This window comes from Novosphingobium naphthalenivorans NBRC 102051 (genome assembly GCF_001590985.1).
Taxonomy (GTDB): domain Bacteria; phylum Pseudomonadota; class Alphaproteobacteria; order Sphingomonadales; family Sphingomonadaceae; genus Novosphingobium; species Novosphingobium naphthalenivorans.
Map to the genome: position 1 here is coordinate 1 of NZ_BCTX01000203.1, position 1,166 is coordinate 1,166.

A 1,166-nucleotide genomic window follows, 5' to 3' on the forward strand; every position below is an offset into this window, starting at 1 on the left:
ACCCTTCCGGTCCACGCTTTCCGCGGAGTACGTACCCCTATGAAGACCATGGCTTTGCGCCTGCTGGCCAGTGCTGCCCTGCTGCTCCCTCTCCAGGCAGTTTACGCCTCGAATGATGGTTCGGGCGACCCGGCGTCTCCCGCCGTCGTCGCGCTGCAGCGCCAGATGATCACGCTCGATACCCACCTCGACACCCCGGAATCGGTCGACCGCCCCGGCTGGTCGATCATGGACCGGCATGACGTGCATCAGGACTATACCCAGGTCGACCTGCCCCGCATGAAACAGGGCGCATTCGATGGCGGCTTCTGGGCGATCTATACCCCGCAAGGGCCGCTCGACACTGCCAGCTATGAAAAGGTCCGCGATTTCGCGGTGATGCGCGGGATGTCGATCCGGCTGATGGTCGCATCGCATCCCGATCAGTTCGAACTCGCGCTCAAGGCCGATGACGCCGCCCGCATCCATGCCGAAGGCAAGCGCATCGTCTACATGAGCATCGAGAACGCCTATCCGCTGGGCACGGACGTCTCGATGCTCAAGCTGTTCTACAAGATGGGCGTGCGCGAAACCGGCTTTGCCCATTTCCGCAACAACCAGTTCGCCGACAGTTCGACCGATCCCGAAGGCCCCAAGTGGCACGGCCTCAGCCCGCTGGGCGAGCAGCTGCTGGCCGAAGCCAACAAGCTGGGCATGATCATCGACGGCTCGCATTCGAGCGACGAAGTGCTCGATCAGCTGATCGCCAAGTCGACCACGCCGGTGGTGCTCACGCACTCGGGCTGCAAGGCGATCTACGATCATCCGCGCAATGTCGATGACACCCGCCTGCGCGCGCTGGCGGCCAAGGGCGGGGTCATCCAGATCAACAGCTACGGCGGCTATCTGCGTGCCAGCAAGCCCAATCCCGAGCGGGCGGCGGCCTACAAGGCGCTGTTCGCCCAGATGGGCAGTGAAGAGAACATGACCGCCGGGCAATACGCCGCCCTGCTGGCCAAACGGCGCGAGATCGACGCAAAGTACCCCGACACCGACCGGCCGACTTTCGACGACTTCATGAAGCACCTGCTCCACGCGCTGCAGGTGGTCGGGCCCGATCATGTCGGCATCGGCATGGACTGGGACGGCGGCGGCGGCGTGGTCGGGCTGGAAGACGTGAGCGGCCT

General features: G+C 64.3%; 1 protein-coding gene. It reads left to right on the forward strand.

Annotated elements, in window-relative coordinates; all coding sequences use genetic code 11:
• Window positions 1-39: 39 nt before the first annotated feature.
• Window positions 40-1,166: dipeptidase (locus NN5_RS24705; RefSeq protein WP_373280359.1), on the forward strand; the 1,127-nt coding region annotated here is incomplete at its 3' end.